The sequence below is a fragment of the Ferribacterium limneticum genome (assembly GCF_020510585.1).
GTDB lineage: Bacteria > Pseudomonadota > Gammaproteobacteria > Burkholderiales > Rhodocyclaceae > Azonexus.
In genome coordinates this window covers 2,815,344-2,834,735 of record NZ_CP075190.1, presented here as the reverse complement: position 1 = coordinate 2,834,735, position 19,392 = coordinate 2,815,344, and the positions used below count along the sequence as shown (strand labels likewise).

Sequence of the window (19,392 nt, the reverse complement as noted above, 5' to 3'; positions counted from 1 at the left end):
AACGAACGCGACATCGGCAGCGCCCGGCAAGATTCTGATTTTGGGCGATTTTTCCCGTTGACCGTGACGGCATGAAACTGGCTAGGTGCTTGCTATCGGACAACTCATGGAGGCAGCGCATGAAGCTGCAAATCGACCGGCGGCACATCGAACCGATGATGCAGTCTTTTCCGCGACTGGAATTCGTGCGCGAACAGTTGCGCTTCGGCAATCGCGTCGAGGTCTCGTTCAACCAGCTTGAGGATGGCGAGCTCGACCTGTTGCAAAGCCTCTACGCGGCGGGCGACAGCGAACTGCGGGCGCGGGCGGCGCAGATCGCCACCTTGCGCCAGGCGCTGTATGAAGGCGGCCGGCGCTTCGAGGCCGAGGAGCTGGAAATGGCGGTGCCGGCCATCGCCCGTTATCTGGCCGAAAATGCTTCGCGCGGCTGGCTGTTTTCGGCCGGCATTACCGGCAAGCCGCTGGCCTACGTGGTGACGCGGCTCGACTTCACGCCGCCTTCCGAGGAGGAAACCGGCAAGATCTTCGTCGAACTCAAAGCCAACGCCAAGGCGCGGCTGGCGACGGCGACGTTGCGCATTTCCGGCCCCGACATCGCTGGCCGGACCATCCCTGAAGTCTTCGCCACCAAGGGCTTCGTCAAGGAAACACCGGCTTTGCTGGCCAGCTATGACGAAGGCGTCGAGCGCTATTTCGACTGGCGGGGGCAGTACGGCGCACAGTTTTCCGGGACCGGCGTCGGCTACTTTGCCGAGAACCCGACGGCGACCCACCGCGATACCGACTACTCGCGCAAGGACATGATTATTTTGTCGTCCACGGGCAGCCCGGCCCGGCTGGTCAACGACGAAAGCATCCTCGGCGAGCGCGTGCTGGCGCTTGATGCGACGGGCGACATCATGGCCAAGTTCGTCCGCCGCGTGCAGCGCAACTCGCGGCTGTCCGGCAAGGAAGAGGCCGAGATCGAGGAAACCCAGGCCGGCATCGCCAAGGGCCTGTTCACCGAGCTACCGGTGCATTTCTACATGCTGATGTTCCACCTCGACCTGCACCATTACGTCTGGGTGCACGCCGATGACATGGAACCCTACGCCTACCAGCCGGAACTGAAGACCAAGCTGGTCCTGCCGCCCGAGCAGACCGATCTGATCGACATCCTGACCGCCGAGATGGACGTGCTCATGGACGACATCGTTTCCGGCAAGTCGGGCGGAACGACCGTGTTGTGCGCCGGGCCTCCCGGTGTCGGCAAGACGCTGACCGCCGAAGTGTATTCCGAGATCATCCGGCGGCCGCTTTACCGCGTGCATTCGGGCCAGCTCGGGCTCAACGTCGCGGCGATGGAAACGGCGCTCAAGGAAGTGCTGACCCGCGCCCAGCGCTGGGGGGCGGTCATGCTCATCGACGAGGCCGACGTGTATATCAAGAAGCGCGACGACAACATCACAATGAACGCCGTCGTTGGCGTCTTTCTGCGCGTGCTGGAGTATTTCAACGGCCTGCTCTTCCTGACCACCAACCGGGTGGACGATATCGATGAAGCCATCGTCTCGCGCTGCATTGCGCTGATTCGTTTTTATCCGCCAGACCGTGTCGACCGCAAGAAAATTTGGGGTGTCATGGCGGCGCAATTCGGCCTCAACCTGCCGCCGGAACTACATGACCGTCTGCCTGATATTTTCCCGAAGGCATCCGGGCGCGACATCAAGGGGCTGGCCAAGCTGGTGGCGAAATACTGCAGCCAGAAAGCCTTGCCACCGACGGAGGATGTTTTCCGCCGCTGCTCGATGTTCCGGGCCATGGATCAGGCTGAACTGCAGGTCGAAGTGGCGGCCTGAGCATTTCAATTTTGACCGTTTTTTCCGGTTGACCGTGGGATTGCCGCGGTCAGCCGGAAAATTAGGCGGCGAGCAGGGTTTCGTCGATCAGGGCGGCAATGACCGAGCCGCCGACGCCGTCCTCAGGGTCGAGCGCTAGCACGCGCTTGATCGCCGCTTCGGCCTTGGCCGGCTGGCCGTTGCGCAGATGGATGAAGGCCAGGGCCTTGAGCGCGGCCAGCGCGCTGCCGGGGGCGGATTGCCAGAGCAGCCAGTTGTCGGGCAGGCCGGCCTGATCGGCGGCGGCAGCGACCCAGCCCTGAGCGGCGCTCAACGCCTTGTCGAATTGCCGACAGCGGTTGTAGTGTTTCACCAGACAGCGGTGCGCCGGCAGCGCATCCGGGGCCATGGCGAGGGCGGTCAGGAAGGCGTTTTCGGCTAGTTCCGGATGGGTGAAATGGGCGGCAACGCCTTGTTGCAGCAAGTGGTCGACGGCCGGTGGCAGTTGGCCGAAATCGAGTTTGTCGTCGTTATCGAATGCGTTCATGTTGGGCTGGGTCAGGTGGCGAGTGATGGGTGTCACCTGATAAGCAACAAGCATGCGCAGTATTAATCGCAAATTTTCACAGGAGCTTTCATGTTTCTCGCCATGAACCGTTTTCGCATCGCCCTCGGCAAGGAGGATGATTTCATCGCCCACTGGCGCAATCGCAACAGCTACCTCAGCGAGGTGCCCGGTTTCGTCTCCTTCAACCTGTTGCGCGGCGATACCAACGAAGAGCGTACGCTGTTCGCCTCGCACACGGTCTGGGACTCGGAACAAGCCTTCGCCGACTGGACGCAGTCCGATGCCTTCCGCAAGGCGCACATGCAAGCCGGCCAGTCACCGCGCGATTTCTACCTCGGCCCGCCGCAACTGGAGTTGTTCGAGGCCGTGCTTTAGTGTTCGCGGCCGTCGATGCGTGACTGGAGCAGAATCGGAATGTAGCGCCAGGCGAGGATGCCGAAGGCGACGAACCAGCAGGTCGCCGACAGGTGTATCCAGCCAAGATAGGCCGCCGGGGCGAATTGCGGGACGATGATGCGGGCAACGAGGGCGACGAGCATGATGACCAGCACCAGTTTGTCGCCACCATCGAAAACGACCTTGCGGCCAGTGTGGCCCTTGGAAATGCGGACAATCATCCCCGGAATGACCAGGCCCATGGCGCCGAAGGTAAACAGATGGACGGACACCGAACCGATCCAGACAAAGCTCATGACGTGGCCGAGCGCTTCGATCAAGAGCTGGGCAACGATGCACAGGTAACCGATGTACATGACGCCGATGTCGAGGCGCTTGAAGGCCAGTTGTGGCTTCCAGTAGAAAAAACGGATGACGAGCAGGGTGGCGAGGAGCAGCGAGACCGCTGCGGTCAGCGGCCGGGGCAGGGCAAATTCGACCACCAGCATGAGGCCGAGCAGTTTGATCGTCATGTCCAGCGCCGGATGGCGCAGGATCTGCGCCTGGAAGGCCGCCTTCATGAAACCGGTCAGCGTCCGTTCGAGCATGACCAGGAAGGCCAGGCGGAAGAGAGCCATGGCCATACTGTAGCCGGCGGGGAATTCTCCACCTTCCAGCATGAGGTATTTGGCCAGCAGAAAGCCGGGCAACATGATCAGGAAAAAGGCGTTGTCGCGGTAGCTATCCGTGTCACGATGGCGGATCAGTGTCCACAGCAGCATGGCCACGATGCTGCCGAGAAAGAGATTGTTGCTGAGCAGGAACAGCGTCTTCGGCCAGTTTCCGCCAAAGGCCATGCCGATCCGCTCGATGATCCAGGCAGCAGCCAGCAGCATGAGCGCCGGGCCGTGGTAACCGCGGATATTGACCCAGTTCTTGGTCGAGGTGAGCAGAAATCCGCCGAGCACCGCCCAGCCAAAACCGAAGAACATTTCATGGGCGTGCCATTGCACGGAGGTGAAGCTGGCGACCGGGGCCGCTATGGCGCCGCTGAAAATCAGCGCCCAGGCGACCGGCAGGAGCATCCCGGCCAGGCAAGCCAGGGTGAAGAATGGCCGGAAGCCGACCAGCCAGAACGGGTGATTTGAGAAACGCATGTGAACCTATCGCCAGGGAGTCGATCGAAGTGACAAGTTTAGCCACAGTCGACGAGGCGAAACTTGATTTATCCCCGGCTCGTCACGCATCGGTCTTAACATTGGCGTAAAATCCGCCACTTGGCCGTGAGCGAGGGGACCGGCCTGTATTCATAAGGAAAATGATGAAGCGTGTGGACGATTTCCGCTTGCGCCTTGGCAAGCACGAGCTAGTACCAATCATGATCGGCGGCATGGGTGTTGATATTTCCAGCGCCGATCTGGCTGTCGAGGTTGCCCGCCTGGGCGGCGTCGGCCACATATCCGATGCGATGATCAAGACCGTGTCGGATCGTCGTTACAAGACCAAGTTCGTCAAGGAAAAGCTCGCGCTTTACAAATACAACGTCGAGAACGAAGACAAGTCATCGGTCAAGTTCGACCTTGGCAAGCTGGTCGAAGCCACCCGACTGCACGTTGAGGAAGCCATGTCGCGCAAGACTGGCAATGGCCTGATCTTCATCAACTGCATGGAAAAGCTGACCATGAACGCGCCGAAAGAGACGCTCAAGGTTCGCATGGAAGCAGCGATGGATTCCGGCATCGAAGGCATTACGCTGGCGGCCGGCCTGCACCTTGGCTCCTTTGCACTGATCGAGGAGCACCCGCGTTTCCGCGACGTCCAGCTTGGCATCATCGTTTCCTCGGTGCGCGCCCTGCAACTGTTCCTGAAAAAGAGTATGCGCACCGGTCGCATGCCCGACTACATCGTGGTCGAAGGTCCGCTGGCCGGCGGTCACCTCGGTTTCGGCATGGACTGGGCCAAGTACGACCTGGCGACCATCGTCACCGAAGTGATGCAGTTTCTGAAGAACGAGCACCTCGACATTCCGGTCATTCCAGCCGGCGGTATTTTCACCGGCTCCGATGCGACCGCCTTCCTCGAGGCCGGTGCCGCCGCCGTGCAGGTCGCCACCCGCTTCACCGTCTCCGAAGAATGTGGCCTGCCGGAAAAGGTCAAGCAGGAATACTTCAAGGCCAGCGAGGACGACATCGAGGTTAACCAGATATCCCCGACCGGCTACCCGATGCGCATGATCAAGAGCAGCCCGGGCATCGGCGCCGGCATTCGTCCGAACTGCGAAGCCTACGGTTACCTGCTCGACGCCAATGGCAAGTGCGCCTACGTGACGTCCTACAACCGCGAAGTGGCCGCCCATCCGGAGGCCCGCAAGATAGCGGTGATGGACAAGACCTGCCTGTGCACCCACATGCGCAACTTCGATATCTGGACTTGCGGTCACTTGACCTATCGGCTCAAGGATACGACGCGCAAGGCGGCTGACGGCAGCTACCAGTTGCTGACTGCTGAACACATTTTCAAGGACTATCAGTTCAGTACTGACCAGAAGATCGCCTTGCCGGAATAACCGCTCAGCGGGCTGCGCGGGAACGACACTTCCCGCGTGGTCGGTCCGCTTCGAGTGCTGACGAAAATCTCGACATGATGACGATTGCCAATCTATTTCGCCGGGCTGCGCGGGTGTGTCCGCTCAACAGGTCGCTCCTGGTCCTTGCCGGTTCGGTATTCCTCGCCGTCGCCCCGCCGGTCCTTGCCGAATCCGATTCGGCTTTCAGCCTGAACGGCTTTGGAACCTTTGGCCTGGCCCGAACGACCACCGATAACGTCGAATTCGTTCGCGATATCTCCCAGCCCCGGGGCGTCGGCAAAGACTGGAGCGCTCTCATCGACAGCGTGCTCGGTGTGCAAGGGGCCTGGCATATCAGTCCGCAGTTCGAGGCGGTGGTACAGGCAACCAGTCGCTATCGCTACGACAAGACTTTCACTCCGGATATTTCCTGGGGCTTCATCAAGTACAACCCGACGCCCAACCTGAGCCTGCGGGCCGGCCGGCTGGGCACGGAGTTCTTTATGATGGCCGATTCGCGTTGGGTCGGTTACTCCTTCCTGACGGTCCGTCCACCCGGCGATTACTTCTGGTATTTGCCTTTCTACAGTATTCATGGCGCCGATGCCGCGATCAATCTCTCGCTTGAGGAAGGCGTCCTGCGCGCCAAAGCCTTTTATGGCCATTCCAACGGGAAGATTCCCTTGGCTGACGAGCAGTGGGATATTGCCGGCTCACCGATGCTTGGTGGCTATCTCGAGTATCAGCGCGGTCCGTGGCAGGTCCGGGCAAGCTACGCCAATATCGAATTCAAGAACGATCTGCCTATCGCGCCCGTATTGAAAAAGGCGGTGGGCGTCACCCTTTCTGCACAGGATGCAGCCTTCCTGGCAACGCACGATACGCGGACCCACTATTACTCGCTGGGCCTGGTCTACGATCGCGGCCCTTGGCAGGCGCAAGTGATGCTCAATCATATTGAACAGGGCAGTCAGGCGCTGGAGAGTTCAGACGGTGGTTACGCGCTGGTCGGCTACCGGGTTGGCGAAGTTACGCCTTATCTCGGCTATTCCTGGGTGCTCTCCAGGTCGCGTGGCAACGCGCCAAGCGCAATAGCCGCCTATGTCATGCAGGATTCACACGCCGACCAGCAAACAACTTTTGCCGGCCTGCGCTGGGATTTTGTCCGGAATGTGGCCGTCAAGGCGCAATGGGATGGCATCCGTGGCGAAGCGTCTTCGCTTTTCCCCTATCGCCAGGACAACCGGGCGCGCTGGGATGGCCGCATGGATGTCTTTTCGCTGACCATGGATTTCGTCTTCTGAAACCATGCCATTTCGTCGCCTGATCCTTCTCGGCTCGATTTTCTGGTTGCTGGTTCAGCCAGCAGCGGAGGTGCGCGCCGAACTGGTCGTGGTCGTCAATGCCCGCTGTGGCGTGGCGGCGATGACGCGCAACGAGGTGATCAACATTTTCTTCGGGCGCAATCGGCAGTACTTCAACGGTATCGAGGCGCAGCCGGTGGATCTGTCCGATACGCATCCGGACAGGTTTCGTTTCTATGGTTTGCTGGTTGGCAAAGACTTGTCTGAAATCAATGCCTACTGGTCAAGGCAGGTGTTTTCCGGGCGCATGCAGCCACCGGCCAAGGTGGGTTCCGCCGAAGAGGTGCTGAAATGGGTGGTCGCTCATCCAGGTGGCATTGGTTTTGTCGATTTGGCCAAGGCGGATGCACGGGTTCGTGTCGTTTACGAGCTGACTCCGTAAGTAAAAATTTTGGAGTTTTCATTGAACGTAGAGCTGATCGGCATGGTCATCATCTTTATAGCCATTGCGGTGATTGTCATCAAGCTGAGGTAATCTTCGCATGTGCTGTGCTTCGCGGTTTAGTGGGGGCACCTCATTGATTTTTACTACAACGCAGGAGACAAACATGCCCAATCGAATAATTAGCAATATCATCGCCGGCCAAAACGTCGTTTCGGCCGCCAAGGAGAGCACTGTCCGCTCAGCGTGCAGCCTGATGGCCCAAAAGCGAATCGGTGCCCTGCTGGTTGTCGAAAACAATCGGATCGTCGGCATTTTTACCGAGCGTGACGCCCTCAACAAGGTCCTGGCCGGCAGCCTCGATCCGGATAAAACGACTTTGTCACAGGTCATGGTCGCCAATCCGCAAACGATTCGTGCCGACAAACCACTGGGTTACGCCTTGCAATTCATGGTCGATGGCGGTTTCCGCCATGTGCCCGTGGTCGATCAGAATGGGGCGCCGGTGGGCATGGTTTCCGCTCGCGATGCCTTGGGCCAGGACATGGTGCAGCTCGAGCGCGACCTGAAATTCAGGGAGCATCTCGAGGAAAATATCGCCTAAGCTGTTTCGTTCAGCCAGTCAAAACGTGCCAGTGTGGTGGCGAATTCGCCGGACACTGGCACTTTTATTTCCACTCGCCGTCCATCGACAGGGTGGTTGAAGGCCATCCCGACGCAAGCCAGCAACAGGCGATGGCAGCCGAGATGTTCGGCAAAATAACGATTGTGCCGTCCCTTGCCATAGGTGGCATCACCAATGATCGGGTGGGCGATGTGCTTGAGGTGGCGCCTGATCTGGTGACGGCGGCCGGTAATCGGCTCCAGGGCAACGAGCGCATAGCGACTACACGGATAGCGGTCGACCGCAACGGGCAGCTCGATTTTCGCCAGTGTTCGATAATGGGTCAGCGCCGGTTGTGCCTCGGTACTGCTGTGCTCTCCCTGGAATTCGTAAGGATCGCGCTGTCGGGATAGGGCGTGGTCTATGCTGCCTGATTCCGGCGGATAACCACGGACGACGGCCAGATAGTGCTTCTCCACGGTTCCCGCTTCGAATTGTCGCCCGAGCTGGCTGGCAATTTCCTTGCTCAGACCGAAGAGCAGTACGCCGGAAGTGCCGCGATCTAGACGGTGGGCGGGCCAGACGTGCTGGCCGATTTGGTCGCGCAGGATCTGGATGGCGAAGCGCGTTTCGTGACGATCGATTTCCGAGCGGTGAACAAGCAGCCCAGGCGGCTTGTCGATGACGACGATCTGCTCGTCGCGGTAGAGGATGGGCAGCGGCGGCTCAGTGCTACGGTCAACCGGAATTTCAGGCAAAAAAGCGAATCCTCGCTGCAGCCGGAATATCCATCCCGGTGACGTGGGCGCGGTCGAGCAACTCCCAGTAGTAGCGGTAGGAAGCCCGGTCGTGCAGCTTGCCGTCGTGCTGGATCGGACCCCAATCTTTGTCCTGGGCGGCAATCAGTATCTCGGCGGCGGCCTGCACTTCGGAGAAGTCCGGACGCATGGCTTCGACGATGGGCACGATCTGGTTAGGGTGGATGCTCCACATGCGCAGATAACCGAATTCGGTCCGGGCACGTTGGGCGTCATTGCGGATGTATTCGATATCTTTGAGTTCAGTCGTCACGTTGTGCGATGGAACGACACCGCAGGCCAGGGCGGCAGCGCTGATCTCGCACTTGGCGCGGGCGACCAGCGGATGATCGAACTGGCCGGGACTTTTCATTGCACTACCGGGGATGGCGCCGTGGTGGCCGGAGACGAAATCCATCAGGCCGAAATCCAGACTCTCGACACCTGGCAAGCCGGCAATTTCCCATACTTCGCGCAAGGCACCATGGGTTTCAATCAGAACATGGACCGGAATCCGGCGGTCAACGCCAAAATTCTGCTCGATTTCACGTAGGGCTTCGATCTGCACCTGGACGTCGCCGGCGCTGCAGGGCTTCGGTAGCGTGATGAAGGGGAGCCTGCTGCCGGCAATGCCGACCAGGATTTCCATGTCCTGCCGCCAGTGCGGGTGGGTGACGTCATGCACCCGCGCGCCGACCCGGTTGAAATGGTTGTCTTCGCTCATGATCACACCAGCCGCCATTTCAGCATGCTCACGCTCGGCGCCGGCATGGGCGCCATCTTCGCAATCGCAAGTGATGTCGAAGATCGGACCGAGTTCAATCTGCAGTTGCAGCGCCTTCTTCATCAACTTTTCCGAGCCGGCGTAATGGTCGACGGCGGGCAGGATGGGGAAGGGCTTTTCACCGGAAAAAAGAACGGCTTTCGGATGGCGCATGGTTTTCGAATCCGTAAACTAAAAAAGGCCGCGGTATTTTACCGCGGCCTTTTAATGAAGCTGGGAACTAATGCTGGATTACAGCATGTCCTTGACGGCTTCGGCTTCGTCGGTCAGTTCCTTGAGCGTGAAGTTGATCTTCTCACGGCTGTACTCGTCGATTTCCAGGCCTTGGATGATCTTGAACGAACCACCCTTGCACTCGCACGGGAAGCCGAAGACGATACCGGCCGGGATGCCGTAGGAGCCGTCAGACGGCACGCCCAGGGTAACCCACTCGTCGGAACCGAGCACCCAGTCACGGATGTGGTCGATGGCAGCATTGGCGGCGGAAGCTGCCGAAGACAGGCCACGGGCTTCGATGATGGCGGCGCCGCGCTTGCCAACGGTCGGCAGGAAAACGTCGTTATTCCAGGCGTGATCGTTGATCAGAGCCTTGACGCTGTCGCCGTTGGAAGTGCAGTTGCGGTAGTCAGCGTACATCGTCGGGGAGTGGTTGCCCCAGACGACCAGCTGCTTCAGGGAAGAAACCGGACGGCCGATCTTGTTGGCCAGTTGCGACAAAGCGCGGTTGTGGTCCAGGCGCAGCATGCCGTGGTAGTTATTCGGGTTGGTGCGGCCAACCTTCTTGGCAGCGGCAGCGGCGATGAAGGCGTTGGTGTTGCAGGGGTTGCCGACGACCAGAACCTTGACGTCTTCCTTGGCGTTCTCGGCAATGGCCTTGCCTTGAACGGTGAAGATGGCGCCGTTGGCGGTCAGCAGGTCAGCGCGCTCCATACCCTTGGTGCGCGGACGGGCACCAACCAGCAGGCAGACGTCGGCATCCTTGAAGGCGACATTGGGGTCATCGGTGGCAACCATGCCGGCGAGTAGCGGGAAGGCACAGTCTTCCAGTTCCATCATCACACCCTTGACGGCTTGCTGAGCTTGCGGCAGGTCGAGCAACTGAAGGATGACCGGCTGGTCTTTGCCGAGCATTTCGCCGGAGGCGATGCGGAACAGCAGGCTATAACCGATCTGGCCGGCGGCGCCGGTAATGGCAACGCGCATGGGGGCTTTGGACATGTATCGCTCCTGTTTGAAACAGCGTGGTTGAAATTGTTCGTATTTGCCCGAATACCTGCTTTGTTTGCTTCCTTGCGTCAGCAGGCACGAGAACTCAAGATGGTAAAAGTTCGGCGTCTGGCTGTCAATTCATCATCTGTCTTATATAAGACAACTTTTCGTGGACGGTACGCCCGAAATGTGCTGAAATTTGGACCATGACTCGTGACGCCTCTCGTCCTGCTCCCCGCCTAAGCTCCCCGACTTTCAGCCCCCTCTATCGCCAGATCAAGGATTTCTTGATTCGTAGCCTGGAGGAGGGCGAGTGGGGGCCGGGTGATGCAATACCGAGTGAAGGGGAGTTGGCAACGCGTTTCAATGTAAGCCAGGGGACGGTCCGCAAAGCCATTGATGAAATGGCTGCTGAAAACATGCTGGTTCGGCGTCAGGGAAAGGGTACGTTTGTCGCGACGCATAGCGACCCGCGGTCCTTTTATCGTTTCCTGAGGCTCGTGCCGGACGATGACAAGGCGGCGCATGCAGTCAGTGATCCGTTCTTTTGTGAAACCATTGACGCCTCACCTGAGGTGGCGGCAGTTCTGGGTTTGCATGCGGGTGACAAGGTGGTTCATGTCAAGCGCCTGCTGCGTTTCAGTGGTGAGCCGGTGGTTTTTGATCAGATTTATCTGGTCGCCGAGTTGTTTGACGGCTTGACGCTGGACGGGTTGCGGGGAGGCGAACGTTCGCTCTACAGCCTTTTTGAAAGCGATTTTGGGGTTCGGATGATTCGCGCCGAAGAGCGTTTGCGGGCGGTTGGGGCGGATGCTCAGAGTGCCGGCATGATTGGAGTCAAGTTGGGCGAGCCCCTTTTGCTCGTCGAACGAACGGCTTATACCTATGGCAATAAACCGGTGGAGTGGCGGCGTGGTCTTTATTCCACGCGGCATCACTACTACCGAAACGATCTGGGGTGAGAGAAAGTAGTACTTTTGGATTGCCTCAGAAAGCGCCCGCAAGGCACGTTCCATATGGTTTTGAATGTATAATTACGGTTCTTTTCAAACCACGTAAAAGCGGATAACCGCATCTTCACGCAAGGGATGACGTTCATGGCAGAAATGACCATCAAGAAACGTCCAAAAAACTTGGACTTGGCTACAATAAATTTGCCGTTGCCGGGCAAGGTTTCAATTCTTCATCGTGTCAGCGGTGCGGGTTTGTTTCTTTGTATTCCTGTATTGCTCTGGCTCTTCGGTGCCAGTTTGGGCTCCCCTGAAAGTTTTGCCTCCTTCAAGTCGATTGCTGGAATGTTGCCTGTCAAGGTGATTCTGGCTGGTCTTCTTTGGGCATTTGTTCATCACTTCTGTGCTGGCATCCGCTTCCTCCTGCTCGATCTGCATATCGGTATCGAAAAGGAAGCAGCCCGGAAATCCGCCGGTGTTGTCCTCGCTGTCAGCATTCCGCTGACCCTGGTTCTCTGGGGGGTGTTGCTGTGATCAACCGCATAGTTGTCGGTGCCCACTACGGCCTGAAAGACTGGATAATCCAGCGTGCAACCGCTGTCATCATGGCGGTCTACTCGGTATTGATTGCCGCAGTTCTGCTCGTTGTTCGTCCCTCGACCTTTGAGGCTTGGCAGGGTCTGTTTGCCAATGGCGTCATCAAGTTCCTGACCTTCCTTTTCTTCGTCAGTCTGTTCTACCACGCCTGGATTGGCGTGCGTGACATCTGGATGGACTACGTGAAGCCGACCGGCCTGCGCCTGTCCCTGCACGTTCTGACCGCTGCTGCGTTGGTGGGTTACACCGCGTGGGCTGCTGCGATTCTCTGGAGGCTGTAAGCGTGAGTATTCCTGTTCTCAAGTTTGATGCGGTGATCGTCGGTGCCGGTGGCGCCGGTCTGCGTTCCGCGATCCAATTGTCTGAAGCCGGGCTAAAAACGGCTGTTCTTTCCAAGGTCTTTCCGACCCGTTCGCATACCGTTGCGGCGCAGGGCGGCGTTGCCGCCTCTCTCGGTAACTCCGAGGAAGATCACTGGACGTGGCACATGTACGATACCGTCAAGGGCTCCGACTGGCTCGGCGACCAGGATGCGATTGAATTCATGTGCAAGAAGGCCAACGAAGTTGTCGTTGAGCTCGAGCACTACGGCATGCCGTTCGACCGTACCGATGATGGCAAGATCTATCAGCGCCCGTTCGGTGGTCACATGTCGAACTTCGGCGAGAAGCCGGTTCGTCGTTCCTGTGCTGCTGCCGACCGTACCGGTCACGCCATGCTGCATGCGATGTATCAGCGCAACGTCAAGGCCAACACCCAGTTCTTCGTCGAATGGATGGCGCTCGACCTGATTCGTGACGAAGAGGGCCATGTCCTCGGCGTTACCGCCATGGAAATGGAAACCGGCCAGATCGTTATTTTCCATGCTCGCGCCACTATTTTTGCTACCGGCGGTGCTGGCCGTATCTACTACTCTTCGACCAATGCCTTCATCAATACTGGTGACGGCCTGGGTATGGCGGCGCGTGCCGGTATTCCGCTCGAAGATATGGAATTCTGGCAGTTCCACCCGACCGGCGTCGCGGGGGCTGGCGTCCTGATTACTGAAGGCGTGCGCGGCGAAGGCGGCATCCTGCGTAATTCCAGCAAGGAGCGCTTCATGGAGCGCTATGCGCCGAACGCCAAGGATCTCGCGTCGCGTGACGTGGTTTCCCGCGCCATGACCACCGAAATCAAGGAAGGACGTGGTTGTGGTGTCAACAAGGATTACGTCCTTCTCGACATCACCCACCTCGATCCGGCTACTATCATGAAGCGCCTGCCTGGTATCCATGAAATCGGCCTGCAGTTCGCCGGTGTTGATTGCCTGAAAGAGCCGTTGCCGGTCGTGCCGACCTGTCACTACCAGATGGGTGGTATTCCGACCCATTACTCCGGTCGTGTCGTGATGCCGCAAGGTGGCGACATGAACGCCGTTGTCCCGGGCTTCTATGCGGGTGGTGAGTGTGCCTGTGCCTCGGTGCACGGTGCTAATCGCCTCGGCACGAATTCGCTGCTCGACCTGCTGGTTTTTGGCAAGTCGGCTGGTGACTCCGCTGTTGAAGACCTCAAGGCTGGTCGCGCTCACCGCGATCTGCCGAAGGGTGTTGCCGACAAGACCCTGGCTCGTATCAGCGCACTCGATAATCGCAAGGGTGGTGCCAACGTGCACGAAACTCGTCTGGCCATGCAACGCACCATGCAGGACCATGCCGGTGTGTTCCGCTTCAGTGACATGCTGAAGCAGGGCGTCAGCAAAATTCTTGAAGTCGAGAAGGCAGCTCGCAATCTGGAAATCAAGGACAAGTCGATGGCCTGGAATACGGCCCGGACCGAAGCGCTGGAAATGGAAAACCTTATTGAGGTCGCCAAGGCCACGATGATTTCCGCCGAGGCTCGCAAAGAGTCCCGTGGCGCTCATGTGCGTGACGATGCCCCGGATAGCGCTGAGTTCCCGAATGGCCGTAACGATGCCGTGTGGCTCAAGCACACGCTGTTCTCGCCGGTCGATAACTCGATCTGCTACAAGCCAGTTAACATGCAACCCCTGTCCGTCGAGCCCGTTGAGCTCAAGACGCGCTCGTACTAATTGGAGTTGAGAATGAGCAAACGCATGGTTCAATTCAGTATCTATCGCTACGATCCGGACAAGGATGACGCGCCTTACATGCAGGACATCTCGGTTGAACTCGAACCGACTGACCGCAAACTGTTGGATGCGTTGACCAAGCTGAAGGCCAAGGATGACGCAATCTCCTATCGTCGCTCTTGTCGTGAGGGTGTGTGTGGCTCAGATGCCATGAACATCAACGGCAAGAATGGCTTGGCTTGTCTGACCGATATCGACAGCCTGAAGCAGCCTATCGTGCTGCGTCCGCTGCCGGGGTTGCCAGTCATTCGCGATCTGATCGTGGATATGACCCAGTTCTTCAAGCAGTACCACTCGATCAAGCCTTACCTGGTCAATAACGATCCTCCGCCAGAGCGCGAGCGTTTGCAGTCGCCTGAGGATCGTGAAGAGCTGAATGGCCTGTATGAATGCATCTTGTGTGCCTGCTGTTCCACCGCCTGCCCGTCGTTCTGGTGGAATCCGGACAAGTTTGTCGGCCCGGCCGGACTACTGGCGGCTTACCGTTTCATCGCCGATACGCGCGATCAGGCGACCAACGAGCGTCTCGATAATCTTGAAGACCCGTATCGACTGTTCCGTTGCCACTCCATCATGAACTGTGTTGACGTGTGCCCGAAGGGTCTGAACCCGACCAAGGCCATTGGCAAGATCAAGGACATGATGGTTCGTCGCGCCGTCTGATGGAAAGAGCGGACTACGAACGTCTGCGCTGGCGTTGTATTCGTCGCGCGCTTCTTGAGCTTGATATCACCCTCACGCGTTTCCTGGATGGTGGTGAGTTTGAAAAGCTTGACGACGATCAGCAACAGGCGTTTGTGGTGCTCGCTGACATGGAGGATTACGATCTCTGGGACTTGTTGACAGGCAAGGCAGAGATCGACGATCCCCGCTTGGCGCACATGGTGACGCTAATTCGTAAGAGTTGAGTAAGGTTTACATTCTATCTTTCGAATGTTGACCGCTTTTTTGGCATTGCAGTTACAACCAACACCTGTAAAGGGATGACTCCATGACGACTGAACGCAAGGCAATTTTGACAATCGATGGACAGGCTCCCGTCGAATTCCAGGTTATGACTCCGACGCACGGCAACGATTGCATCGATATTCGCACCCTGGGTGCCAAGACCGGACTGTTTACTTATGACTCCGGCTTTCTTTCTACCGCTAGCTGCAAGTCCACTGTTACCTTCATTGACGGTGACAAGGGAGAATTGCTTTATCGCGGCTATCCGATTGAGCAGCTGGCTGAGAACTGCAACTTCCTCGAAGTCACCTATCTGCTGAAGAACGGTGAATTGCCGAATGCCAAGCAAAAGACTTCGTTTGAAAGCACCATCAAGAATCACACGATGGTGCATGAGCAGCTGACCAAATTCTATTCTGGCTTCCGTCGCGATGCTCACCCGATGGCCGTCATGACTGGCGTTGTCGGTGCGTTGTCAGCTTTCTATCACGATGCCATGGACTTTTCCGATTCCGAGCACCGGAATGTCAGCTTCAACCGCCTCGTCGCCAAGATGCCGACCATCGTCGCCATGGCCTACAAGTACAACACCGGTGCGCCGTTCATGTATCCGGACAACGACCTGGATTACACCGCCAACTTCATGCGCATGATGTTTGGCAATCCGTGCGAAAAGTACAAGCCGAACCCGGTCTTGGTTAACGCGCTGGATACAATCTTCACGCTGCACGCTGATCACGAGCAGAACGCCTCGACCTCGACCGTTCGTCTGGCTGGTTCGTCCGGTGCCAATCCGTTTGCCTGTATCGCTGCCGGTATCGCCTGTCTGTGGGGCCCGGCACACGGCGGCGCCAACGAAGCCTGTCTGCAGATGCTCGAGCAGATCGGTGACGTCTCCAAGGTTGGTGAGTACATCAATCGCGCCAAGGACAAGAACGATTCCTTCAAGCTCATGGGCTTCGGTCACCGCGTTTACAAGAACTTCGATCCGCGCGCCAAGCTCATGCGCAAGGTGTGTTTCGACGTTCTTTCCGAACTCGGGCTGCAGAACGACCGCCTTTTCAAGCTGGCCATGGAACTGGAAAAGATAGCTCTGGAAGATCCGTACTTCGTCGAGAAGAAGCTCTATCCGAACGTCGACTTCTACTCTGGCATCGTCCAGAAGGCCATCGGCATCCCGACCGAAATGTTCACCTGCATCTTTGCGCTGGCCCGCACGGTTGGCTGGATGACGCAGTGGGAAGAAATGATTACCGATCCGGAATACAAGATTGGTCGTCCGCGTCAACTGTACATGGGTGCAGCAAAGCGCGACGTAGTGCCGCTCGCCCAACGCGGCTAAGAAAGAAATTGGGCGGCCGTGTGGCCGCCCTTTTTTTACCTGCGGAAACTTGTGACCAAGCTATCTGTGGCTACAGTGGAAAAAAATACCCTTGAGGGGATGCCTATGACTACGATGAATAATTTGTTCGACAGCACGATGTACTTTGGCGGAAATGCGCCGTTTGTAGAAGAGCTGTACGAAAACTACCTGAACAACCCGACTGCCGTGCCTGAAGAGTGGCGCGAGTACTTTGACCGTCTGGCACAGATGCCGGGCTTTGTTGCGCGTGACGTTGCGCATGCACCGGTGATTTCTGCCTTTGCCGAACTGGCCAAAGATGGTGGCTTCCGCCCGGCTCCTGCTGCCGGTGGCGATAACAAGAAACAATCCGCAGTTGGCCAGTTGGTTACGGCGTATCGCTCGATCGGCACGCGTTGGGCCGACCTCGATCCGCTCAAGCGCTTGCCACGTCCAAAAATTGACGAACTTGAGCCGTCGTTCTATGGCTTCACCGATGCTGATCTGAATCAGTCGTTTAGCGTTGGCTCCCTGAAAGGGCTCCCGGAAATTGCCAGGCTTGGCGATATCCTTGAAACCCTGAAGCAGACCTACTGCGGCACTGTCGGTGTCGAGTACATGTACATGTCGGATTACAACGAGAAGCGCTGGCTGCAGGAGCGTCTCGAGGGTATTCGTTCGCGCCCGACCTATTCTGCCGACCAGAAAAAACGCCTGATGGAGCGGTTGACCGCAGCCGAGACGCTGGAGCGCTACCTGCATACCAAGTATGTTGGTCAGAAACGTTTCTCGCTGGAAGGCGGTGAATCACTGATCGTTTCCATGGACGAAGCCATACGTACCGGTGGCAAGCTGGGCATTGACGAAGTCGTTATCGGGATGGCTCACCGTGGCCGTCTGAACGTGCTGGTCAATACGCTGGGCAAGGCCCCGTCGATGCTCTTCGCCGAATTCGAAGGCAAGAAGAAGAGCGATCTGTCGGCTGGTGACGTCAAATACCACATGGGTTTCTCGTCCGACGTTTCGACGCCGGGAGGCCCGTGCCACCTGACGCTGGCCTTCAATCCCTCGCACCTTGAAATCGTCAATCCGGTGGTCGAGGGTTCTGTATACGCTCGCCAGGTTCGTCGTGGTGAAGACGGCAAGTCCAAGGTGCTGCCGGTCGTCGTGCATGGCGACTCAGCAGTGGCCGGTCAAGGCGTCAATCAGGAAATGCTCAACTTCGCCCAGACTCGTGGCTACGGCACGGGTGGCACCTTGCATATCGTCGTGAACAATCAGATCGGCTTCACGACCAGCGACCCGCGTGACTATCGCTCAGGCCACTACTGTACCGACATTTTCAAGATGGCCGATGTGCCAATTTTCCACGTCAATGGCGACGATCCGGAAGCTGTCGCACTGGTTACCCAACTGGCCATGGAGTTCCGTCAGGAATTCAAGAAGGACGTCGTCGTCGATATCATCTGTTTCCGCAAGCTTGGTCACAACGAGCAGGACGAACCGATGGTTACCCAGCCGCTGATGTACAAGATCATCAGCAAGCATCCGGGTACCCGCAAGCTCTATGGCGATCGTCTGATTGCCGAAGGCGTGCTGCCGGCCGAAGGTCCTGATCAGATGATCAAGGAATATCGCGAACACCTCGATAAGGGCGAGTTGCTCTACAACCCGGTGCTGGCTGGCTACAAGCACCCGATGACTATCGACTGGACGCCGTTCCTGACCAAGGGCTACATCGAAACCTGCGATACCACCGTACCGATGAAGGAATTGAAGCGCCTCTCCAAGGCACTGACGACCTTCCCGGAAGGCTACACACTACATTCCCGCGTCAAGAAAATTGCCGAAGATCGCGCCGCCATGGGCGAGGGAAAGCTACCGGTCGACTGGGGTATGGCTGAAAACCTCGCCTATGCCTCATTGCTGGTTTCAGGCTATGGTGTTCGTATTTCCGGTGAAGACGTTGGCCGTGGCACCTTCTTCCATCGCCACGCTGCCTTCCACGATCAGAATCGCGAAAACTGGGATGAAGGTACCTACTATCCGCTGAAGAATCTGCAGGAAAAGCAGGCGGGCTTCCAGTGCTACGATTCCGTGCTGTCGGAAGAAGCCGTTCTGGCTTTCGACTACGGTTACGCTTCGGCCAATCCGTATGAAATGGTGATCTGGGAAGGCCAGTTCGGCGACTTCGCCAACGGTGCCCAGGTCGTCATCGACCAGTTCATCGCTTCCGGCGAAGCCAAGTGGGGTCGTGCCTGTGGTTTGGTGATGTTGCTGCCGCACGGCTACGAAGGCCAGGGCCCAGAGCACTCCTCAGCCCGTCTCGAACGCTACATGCAGGCCTGTGCCGAAATGAACATGGAAGTCTGTGTGCCAACTACGGCAGCTCAGGTCTTCCACATGCTGCGCCGTCAGGGTGTCCGCATGCAGCGCAAGCCGCTGATCGTCATGACGCCAAAGTCGCTGCTCCGTCACAAGGATGCTGCCTCCAGCATGGAAGAACTGGCCACCGGCGAGTTCAAACGTGTTATTGGCGAGGTCGATGAGCTCGATGCCAAGAAGGTCAAGCGCGTAATCCTTTGCTGTGGCAAGGTTTACTACGACCTGCTGGCAGCGCGCCGTGAGAAGAAGATCACCGATATCGCCATCGTTCGCGTTGAACAGCTGTATCCCTTCCCGAAGGATTCGCTCGAGAAGGAACTGGCCAAGTATCCGAAGGCGACCGAAGTGGTCTGGACCCAGGAAGAGCCACGCAACCAGGGCGCCTGGTACTGGATCGCCTCGCGTCACCATCTGGATACCCAGCTGGGTACCAAGCAGAAGATGTTGCTGGTGTCTCGTCCGGCTTCCTCTTCACCGGCGGTTGGCTATCTGGCCAAACATAACGAGCAACAAAAGGCACTGGTCGAGTCCGCACTGGGCAAGATCGAGTACTGATAACTACAGCAGAGTGGAGTC

19 protein-coding genes are annotated in these 19,392 nt (G+C 57.9%); 14 read left to right on the top strand and 5 right to left on the bottom strand.

Going from position 1 to position 19,392, the window contains the following annotated elements; all coding sequences use genetic code 11:
• Positions 1-119 precede the first annotated feature (119 nt).
• Complete coding sequence (locus KI613_RS13640; protein ID WP_226400386.1) at positions 120-1,838, top strand: AAA family ATPase; 1,719 nt, start codon at positions 120-122, stop codon at positions 1,836-1,838.
• Positions 1,839-1,899: 61 nt separating this feature from the next.
• On the opposite strand, the gene KI613_RS13635 is transcribed toward KI613_RS13640, so the two are convergent.
• Positions 1,900-2,418, bottom strand: coding sequence for a tetratricopeptide repeat protein (locus tag KI613_RS13635; RefSeq protein ID WP_226400385.1), 519 nt, complete (start codon positions 2,416-2,418; stop codon positions 1,900-1,902).
• A gap of 36 nt (positions 2,419-2,454) precedes the next feature.
• On the opposite strand from KI613_RS13635, the gene KI613_RS13630 reads away from it, so the two are divergent.
• Entirely contained in the window at positions 2,455-2,760 is a 306-nt protein-coding gene (locus tag KI613_RS13630; RefSeq protein ID WP_226400384.1) for an antibiotic biosynthesis monooxygenase family protein, read from the top strand.
• Here KI613_RS13630 and KI613_RS13625 read toward each other — a convergent pair.
• Positions 2,757-3,917, bottom strand: a complete 1,161-nt coding sequence (locus KI613_RS13625; protein WP_226400383.1) for an NnrS family protein — start codon at positions 3,915-3,917, stop codon at positions 2,757-2,759. The two genes, KI613_RS13630 and KI613_RS13625, sit on opposite strands and share 4 nt — an antisense overlap.
• A gap of 164 nt (positions 3,918-4,081) precedes the next feature.
• Between KI613_RS13625 and KI613_RS13620 the strand changes: the two genes are divergently transcribed.
• From KI613_RS13620 to KI613_RS13605, 4 genes are all read left to right on the top strand, one after another.
• Positions 4,082-5,326 carry a nitronate monooxygenase gene (locus KI613_RS13620; RefSeq protein WP_226405752.1) on the top strand — a complete coding sequence of 415 codons (1,245 nt, stop codon included), beginning with the start codon at positions 4,082-4,084 and terminating at the stop codon, positions 5,324-5,326.
• 74 nt (positions 5,327-5,400) lie between these two features.
• Entirely contained in the window at positions 5,401-6,630 is a 1,230-nt protein-coding gene (locus tag KI613_RS13615) for a hypothetical protein (RefSeq protein ID WP_226400381.1), read from the top strand.
• Between the two features lie 4 nt (positions 6,631-6,634).
• On the top strand, positions 6,635-7,072 hold the full coding sequence (locus KI613_RS13610) for a hypothetical protein (RefSeq protein WP_226400379.1): 438 nt from the start codon (positions 6,635-6,637) through the stop codon (positions 7,070-7,072).
• A gap of 166 nt (positions 7,073-7,238) precedes the next feature.
• Positions 7,239-7,676, top strand: a complete 438-nt coding sequence (locus KI613_RS13605) for a CBS domain-containing protein (protein WP_226400377.1) — start codon at positions 7,239-7,241, stop codon at positions 7,674-7,676.
• Here KI613_RS13605 and KI613_RS13600 read toward each other — a convergent pair.
• From KI613_RS13600 to KI613_RS13590, 3 genes are all read right to left on the bottom strand, one after another.
• Positions 7,673-8,434, bottom strand: a complete 762-nt coding sequence (locus KI613_RS13600) for a tRNA pseudouridine(65) synthase TruC (protein ID WP_226400372.1) — start codon at positions 8,432-8,434, stop codon at positions 7,673-7,675. The genes KI613_RS13605 and KI613_RS13600 overlap by 4 nt on opposite strands.
• On the bottom strand, positions 8,427-9,410 hold the full coding sequence (locus KI613_RS13595) for an HpcH/HpaI aldolase/citrate lyase family protein (RefSeq protein WP_226400371.1): 984 nt from the start codon (positions 9,408-9,410) through the stop codon (positions 8,427-8,429). Before KI613_RS13595 ends, KI613_RS13600 begins: the two co-directional genes overlap by 8 nt.
• 78 nt (positions 9,411-9,488) lie before the next feature.
• Entirely contained in the window at positions 9,489-10,475 is a 987-nt protein-coding gene (locus KI613_RS13590) for a malate dehydrogenase (protein ID WP_226400370.1), read from the bottom strand.
• Between the two features lie 197 nt (positions 10,476-10,672).
• Here KI613_RS13590 and KI613_RS13585 point away from each other — a divergent pair, with 197 nt between their 5' ends.
• The 8 genes from KI613_RS13585 (at position 10,673) to KI613_RS13550 (ending at position 19,371) form a co-directional block, all read left to right on the top strand.
• Entirely contained in the window at positions 10,673-11,428 is a 756-nt protein-coding gene (locus KI613_RS13585) for a GntR family transcriptional regulator (protein WP_226400369.1), read from the top strand.
• A 135-nt stretch (positions 11,429-11,563) separates the two neighbouring features.
• Positions 11,564-11,950 carry a succinate dehydrogenase, cytochrome b556 subunit gene (gene sdhC, locus KI613_RS13580; protein ID WP_226400368.1) on the top strand — a complete coding sequence of 129 codons (387 nt, stop codon included), beginning with the start codon at positions 11,564-11,566 and terminating at the stop codon, positions 11,948-11,950.
• On the top strand, positions 11,947-12,294 hold the full coding sequence (gene sdhD / locus KI613_RS13575; protein WP_226400366.1) for a succinate dehydrogenase, hydrophobic membrane anchor protein: 348 nt from the start codon (positions 11,947-11,949) through the stop codon (positions 12,292-12,294). Before sdhC ends, sdhD begins: the two co-directional genes overlap by 4 nt.
• A gap of 2 nt (positions 12,295-12,296) precedes the next feature.
• On the top strand, positions 12,297-14,081 hold the full coding sequence (gene sdhA, locus KI613_RS13570) for a succinate dehydrogenase flavoprotein subunit (RefSeq protein WP_226400364.1): 1,785 nt from the start codon (positions 12,297-12,299) through the stop codon (positions 14,079-14,081).
• A 12-nt stretch (positions 14,082-14,093) separates the two neighbouring features.
• Positions 14,094-14,804 (top strand): succinate dehydrogenase iron-sulfur subunit, encoded by a 711-nt coding sequence (locus KI613_RS13565; protein WP_226400362.1) that lies wholly within the window; start codon positions 14,094-14,096, stop codon positions 14,802-14,804.
• The gene (locus tag KI613_RS13560) at positions 14,804-15,049 is read left to right on the top strand and encodes an FAD assembly factor SdhE (protein WP_226400359.1); all 246 of its coding nucleotides are present in this window, start codon (positions 14,804-14,806) and stop codon (positions 15,047-15,049) included. The genes KI613_RS13565 and KI613_RS13560 overlap by 1 nt, the downstream gene beginning before the upstream one ends.
• Positions 15,050-15,132: 83 nt before the next feature.
• Positions 15,133-16,431, top strand: a complete 1,299-nt coding sequence (gene gltA, locus KI613_RS13555) for a citrate synthase (protein WP_226400357.1) — start codon at positions 15,133-15,135, stop codon at positions 16,429-16,431.
• Positions 16,432-16,530: 99 nt separating this feature from the next.
• Positions 16,531-19,371, top strand: coding sequence for a 2-oxoglutarate dehydrogenase E1 component (locus tag KI613_RS13550; protein WP_404826930.1), 2,841 nt, complete (start codon positions 16,531-16,533; stop codon positions 19,369-19,371).
• Positions 19,372-19,392: the final 21 nt, after the last annotated feature.

Coding starts and splice junctions, on each gene's coding strand:
- KI613_RS13640 (WP_226400386.1), top strand. CDS start 120: ATGAAGCTGCAAATCGACCGGCGGCACATCGAACCGATGATGCAGTCT.
- KI613_RS13635 (WP_226400385.1), bottom strand. CDS start 2,418: ATGCTTGTTGCTTATCAGGTGACACCCATCACTCGCCACCTGACCCAG.
- KI613_RS13630 (WP_226400384.1), top strand. CDS start 2,455: ATGTTTCTCGCCATGAACCGTTTTCGCATCGCCCTCGGCAAGGAGGAT.
- KI613_RS13625 (WP_226400383.1), bottom strand. CDS start 3,917: ATGCGTTTCTCAAATCACCCGTTCTGGCTGGTCGGCTTCCGGCCATTC.
- KI613_RS13620 (WP_226405752.1), top strand. CDS start 4,082: ATGAAGCGTGTGGACGATTTCCGCTTGCGCCTTGGCAAGCACGAGCTA.
- KI613_RS13615 (WP_226400381.1), top strand. CDS start 5,401: ATGATGACGATTGCCAATCTATTTCGCCGGGCTGCGCGGGTGTGTCCG.
- KI613_RS13610 (WP_226400379.1), top strand. CDS start 6,635: ATGCCATTTCGTCGCCTGATCCTTCTCGGCTCGATTTTCTGGTTGCTG.
- KI613_RS13605 (WP_226400377.1), top strand. CDS start 7,239: ATGCCCAATCGAATAATTAGCAATATCATCGCCGGCCAAAACGTCGTT.
- KI613_RS13595 (WP_226400371.1), bottom strand. CDS start 9,410: ATGCGCCATCCGAAAGCCGTTCTTTTTTCCGGTGAAAAGCCCTTCCCC.
- KI613_RS13590 (WP_226400370.1), bottom strand. CDS start 10,475: ATGTCCAAAGCCCCCATGCGCGTTGCCATTACCGGCGCCGCCGGCCAG.
- KI613_RS13585 (WP_226400369.1), top strand. CDS start 10,673: ATGACTCGTGACGCCTCTCGTCCTGCTCCCCGCCTAAGCTCCCCGACT.
- sdhC (WP_226400368.1), top strand. CDS start 11,564: ATGGCAGAAATGACCATCAAGAAACGTCCAAAAAACTTGGACTTGGCT.
- KI613_RS13565 (WP_226400362.1), top strand. CDS start 14,094: ATGAGCAAACGCATGGTTCAATTCAGTATCTATCGCTACGATCCGGAC.
- KI613_RS13560 (WP_226400359.1), top strand. CDS start 14,804: ATGGAAAGAGCGGACTACGAACGTCTGCGCTGGCGTTGTATTCGTCGC.
- gltA (WP_226400357.1), top strand. CDS start 15,133: ATGACGACTGAACGCAAGGCAATTTTGACAATCGATGGACAGGCTCCC.
- KI613_RS13550 (WP_404826930.1), top strand. CDS start 16,531: ATGCCTATGACTACGATGAATAATTTGTTCGACAGCACGATGTACTTT.